A 4,797-nucleotide genomic window follows, 5' to 3' on the forward strand; every position below is an offset into this window, starting at 1 on the left:
GGGCATCCGGGCGCGGGACCGGGCATTCCGGCCGGCTTGGTACACTATCGGGTTTCCCCCGGCGCTTTCCGGGCGCGCCGGCCCGGCCGCGCCCGCGCCGCAACACTCTTACGCTCCCGCATACAACACACCGTGATATCCACCGCCAATCTCACCATCCAGTTCGGTCCCAAGCCGCTTTTCGAGAACGTCAGCGTCAAGTTCGGAGAAGGCAACCGCTACGGGCTGATCGGGGCCAACGGGTCCGGCAAGTCGACGTTCATGAAGATCATCGGCGGCGACCTCGAGCCCACGGCGGGCAACGTGTCGCTGGAGCCCGGCGTGCGGCTGGGCAAGCTGCGCCAGGACCAGTTCGCCTACGAAGACGTGCGCGTGCTGGACGTGGTCATGATGGGCCACACCGAGATGTGGGCCGCGATGTCCGAGCGCGACGCCATCTACGCCAACCCCGAGGCCACCGAAGACGACTACATGCGCGCGGCCGACCTGGAGGCCAGGTTCGCCGAGTACGACGGCTACACGGCCGAGGCGCGCGCCGGCGAGCTGCTGCTGGGCCTGGAAATCGCCGTGGACCAGCACAACCTGCCCATGCGCGAGATCGCCCCGGGCTGGAAGCTGCGCGTGCTGCTGGCGCAGGCGCTGTTTTCCAATCCGGACGTGCTGCTGCTGGACGAGCCCACCAACAACCTGGACATCAACACCATCCGCTGGCTGGAAAACGTGCTCAACAGCTACCAGAGCACGATGATCATCATCAGCCACGACCGCCACTTCCTGAACCAGGTGTGCACGCACATGGCCGACGTGGACTACGGCGAGATCCGCATCTACCCCGGCAACTACGACGACTACATGCTGGCCTCCACCCAGGCCCGCGAGCGGCTGGTGGCCAACAACGCCAAGGCCAAGGAGCGGGTGGCCGAGCTGCAGGACTTCGTGCGCCGCTTCGCGGCCAACAAGTCCAAATCGCGCCAGGCCACCTCGCGCCTGAAGCAGATCGACCGCATCAAGGCCGAGCAGGTGGAGGTCAAGCCCTCGTCGCGGCAGAACCCCTACATCCGCTTCGAGCAGAACAAGGTCATGCACCGCCTGGCGGTTACGGTGGAGAACCTCTCCAAGTCGTACGACGCCCCGGTCATCCGCGATTTCTCGGCCATGGTGGACGCGGGCGAGAAAATCGCCATCATCGGCGCGAACGGCGTGGGCAAGACCACCTTGCTGCGGCTGCTGGCCAATGACCTGGCTCCGGATTCCGGCTCGGTCAAGTGGTCCGACAATGCCGACCTGGGCTACATGGCGCAGGACGTTTCCGACGACTTCCAGCAGACCGACATCAACCTGCTCGACTGGATGAGCGAACACCGCCAGCCGGGCGACGACGACCAGTCCATCCGGTCCGTGCTGGGCCGCCTGCTGTTTTCGGCCGACGACCTGCCCAAGGCGCCCAAGGTGCTGTCGGGCGGCGAAAAGAACCGCATGACCTTCGGCCGCCTGATGCTGGGCCGCCACAACGTGCTGCTGCTGGACGAGCCCACCAACCACCTCGACATGGAATCCATCGAGTCGCTGCAGTTCGCGCTCGAGAAGTACCAAGGCACGCTGATCTTCGTCTCGCACGACCGCGAATTCGTCTCCGGCCTGGCCACCCGCGTCATCGAGATTCTGCCGTCCGGCGAGATCGTCGATTACCGCGGCGGCTACGAAGACTACCTGGCTTCGCGCGGCATCGACGGTTGAGGCGCGTCTCCCGGGAAGAAAGCAGGCGGCCTGCGGGCCGCTTTTTTCTTTATTACCAATAGCAGTTAAGACATTCGATATTTATCGTTGGGATTCATATAACGAATTGTTAGATTAGGCCCGTTCCCCACGCACGCCGGCAATCCGTTCATGAATCTGACTTTCGACAGCGTCCACAAGCGTTTCGGCGACCTTCCGGTCGTCGACGGTTTCTCCAGCCAGTTCTCCACCGGAGAGCTGGTGGCACTCGTCGGGCCCTCGGGTTGCGGCAAATCGACGCTGTTGCACCTGGCGGCGGGGCTGGAAAAGCCCACGCAGGGGCGCATCCTGGCCGACGGCAAGCCGGTGCAGGGCCCCGATCCCAGCCGCACCCTGGTGTTCCAGGAGCATGCGCTCTATCCCTGGCTCACGCTGCGCGACAACGTTGCGCTGGCGCTGGAGTTTCAGAAGACGCCCAAAGCGCGCGCCCGCGAAGCGGCGCGCGAATGGCTGGCCCGCGTCGGCCTGTCCGGTTTCGAGGATTACTACCCTCATCAGGTGTCGGGCGGCATGCGCCAGCGCGCCGCGCTGGCCCGCGCTTTCGTGGCCCAGCCTCAGACGCTGCTCATGGACGAACCCTTCGGCGCGCTGGACGCGCTCACGCGGCTGGCCCTGCAGGACGTGCTGCGCCAGCTCATCGCCCAGGAAAAGCCCACCGTGCTGCTGGTGACCCACGACGTGGACGAGGCGTTATTCCTGGCCGACCGCATCGTGGTGTTCAGCCCGCGTCCGGCGCGGGTGCTGCGCGAATTCAATCTGGCGCACCGCGAGAAAACGCACGACTTGTCGGGTCTGGCCGAGGAAAAGCGCGAGATCCTGCGGCTGCTGGGCATCGACGTGGGCGGCGGCCAGCCTGCCGACCTCGCGCTGGCGGCCTGACGCCGCCGCGCAACCGTATTCCATTTCCGATTCGAGGGGCGCGGCGCGCCCCGCATGCATCTTCTGGAGCTTTCGATGAAACTGAAGCAATGGCTGTCCCTGCCGCTGGCCGCGGCCGTCCTCGCCGCGGCGCCCGCCATGGCCGCCGAGAAATTCCGCGTGGGCTACCTGCGTGTCATGGACGACGCGCAGGCCATCGTGGCGCAGGAGGGCGGCTTCTACAAAAAGGCCGGGCTCGATACGGAGCTGGTTGAATTCAAGTCGGGCACCGACCTCATCAAGGCCATCGTGGGCGGGCAGCTCGACATCGGCGTGCTGGGCTTCACCAACGCCGTGGCGTGGGCGTCCAAGGGCGCCGACCTCAAGGTCGTGGGCGGCGCGCAGCAGGGTTACCACTCCCTCGTGGTGCGCGACGATTCCGGCATCCAGGACATCGCTGGCCTGAAGGGCAAGACCCTGGCCTCGCAGGCCGAGGGCAGTACGGCCGACGTGGTGCTCAAGGGCGTGGTGCTCAAGCAGGGCAGGCTCTCCGCCGACGACGTCAACATCATGGGCGTGAGCCCGGCCGTGGCGGTGCAGTCGCTGGTGGGCAAGCGCGTGGACGCGGCCTTCCTGTTCGAGCCCTACGACCGCATCGCGCAGCTGGTGGCGCCGGTCAAGCAGATCTACGAAGTGGGCCAGGCCTGGCCCTTCCCGTGCATGGTGGTCATCACCTCGGGCGAGACGCTCTCCAAGCGCAAGGACGCGGTGTGGAAGGCGCTGGACGCGCAGAACGAAGCCATCGCGCTGCTGCAGAAGCAGCCGGAGCAGGCATCCAAGCTCATCGCCTCGTACTTCATTGCCGAGCCCACCCTCAAGACGCTCAAGCGCGGCGAACTGCCCCGCGAAACCGTGATCGCCGAGGCCATCCGCACGCAGGTGTTCACCCCCAAGCTGACCGACAAGGACACCAAGCGCATGCAGGAAATCGCCGACATCCTGCAGGCCCAGGGGTCGCTCAAGACCCGCGACGGCAAGCCGTATGACGTGTCTTCCATCGTCGACCTGTCCTGGCAAGAGGCGCGCAAGCTTTGAGCACCTCCACCCGAGTCACCGGCGCCCGCAAGCATCTTGCGGGCGTGCTGGGCGTATTGTTCATTCTGGCCCTTTGGCAGGCTGCTTCGCTGGCCTTGCCCGACTTCCTGATGCCGGGCGTGCCCGCCGTGATCGGGCGACTGGCCGAGGAAATCGGCAAATCCTCCTTTCACCAGAGCCTGCTGGGCACGCTGGGCCGGCTGGGCGCGGGCTATGGCCTGGCGCTGGCTGCCGGCATCGGCTTCGGATTGGTGGCGGCGGTGCTGTTCTTCTTCCGTGAAGTGCTGCGCAGCGCCATCGTCATCCTGCAGTCCATCCCGTCCATCGCTTGGGTGCCGCTGTTTCTCATCGTCATGGGTTTCGGCAATACGCCCATCGTCGTGGTGGTGGCGCTGGCCGCGTTCTTCCCGGCCGCGCTCAGCGTCATGAACGCCACCGAGTCGGTGCAGCGCGTGCACGTGTCGGCCGCCCGCGTCATGGGCGCCTCGCCCTGGGCGCTGGTGCGCCGCGTGTATCTGCCGGCCGTCATGCCCGAGCTCATCACCGGCGCCCAGCTTGCCTTCGGCAACGCCTGGCGCGCGCTGATCTCGGCCGAAATGCTGATCGGCTTCGGCAAGGGCCTGGGCCGCTCGCTGGCGTATTCGGGCGAAATCGCCGACATGACGGGCGTCATGGCCAACATCCTCGTCATTGCCGTGCTGGCCGCGCTCATCGACCAGTTCGTGCTTGAGAACCTCAAGCACCGGCTGCTGCGCTACCAATACGTCTGAAGGACGCGCATCGCCATGGCCGCGTTTCCGCGTCTGCCGCCGCGCGCCCGCGCCGCCCTCGCCGGCGCGCTGGGGCTGGCGGTCATCGCCTGCCTGCCGCAGTGRGGCCGGCGGCGCGCAGGACGGCGCCGGCGCGTTCGCCGCCGCAAGGCAGCGTGGCACCCTGGTGGTGGGCGTGCCCTATCTGGCGCCGCCTCCGGTGGCGGGGGCCAAAGTGCGCACGCCCGAGGGGCTGGACCTGCCGGCCGCCGAGCGGCTGGCCAAAGAACTGGGCGTGGCCGTGCAATTGCGCCAGGTC

At 66.7% G+C, this 4,797-nt stretch carries 4 protein-coding genes; all 4 read left to right on the forward strand.

Annotated elements, in window-relative coordinates; genetic code table 11:
• Nucleotides 1-132: 132 nt before the first annotated feature.
• The 4 genes from AD428_RS22885 to AD428_RS22900 all read left to right on the forward strand — a co-directional run bounded on the left by AD428_RS22885 (nt 133) and on the right by AD428_RS22900 (nt 4,499).
• Nucleotides 133-1,737 (forward strand): ABC-F family ATPase, encoded by a 1,605-nt coding sequence (locus tag AD428_RS22885; protein WP_053246687.1) that lies wholly within the window; start codon nt 133-135, stop codon nt 1,735-1,737.
• 150 nt (nt 1,738-1,887) lie between these two features.
• Nucleotides 1,888-2,655, forward strand: coding sequence for an ABC transporter ATP-binding protein (locus AD428_RS22890; RefSeq protein ID WP_053246688.1), 768 nt, complete (start codon nt 1,888-1,890; stop codon nt 2,653-2,655).
• A gap of 75 nt (nt 2,656-2,730) precedes the next feature.
• Nucleotides 2,731-3,729 carry an ABC transporter substrate-binding protein gene (locus AD428_RS22895; protein WP_053246689.1) on the forward strand — a complete coding sequence of 333 codons (999 nt, stop codon included), beginning with the start codon at nt 2,731-2,733 and terminating at the stop codon, nt 3,727-3,729.
• Nucleotides 3,726-4,499, forward strand: a complete 774-nt coding sequence (locus AD428_RS22900) for an ABC transporter permease (protein WP_053246690.1) — start codon at nt 3,726-3,728, stop codon at nt 4,497-4,499. The genes AD428_RS22895 and AD428_RS22900 overlap by 4 nt, the downstream gene beginning before the upstream one ends.
• Nucleotides 4,500-4,797: the final 298 nt, after the last annotated feature.

This window comes from Achromobacter sp. DMS1, from assembly GCF_001270295.1.

Bases quoted from the DNA above. Each gene is read 5' to 3' on its own strand.
- AD428_RS22890 (WP_053246688.1), top strand. From the start codon at position 1,888: ATGAATCTGACTTTCGACAGCGTCCACAAGCGTTTCGGCGACCTTCCG.
- AD428_RS22895 (WP_053246689.1), top strand. From the start codon at position 2,731: ATGAAACTGAAGCAATGGCTGTCCCTGCCGCTGGCCGCGGCCGTCCTC.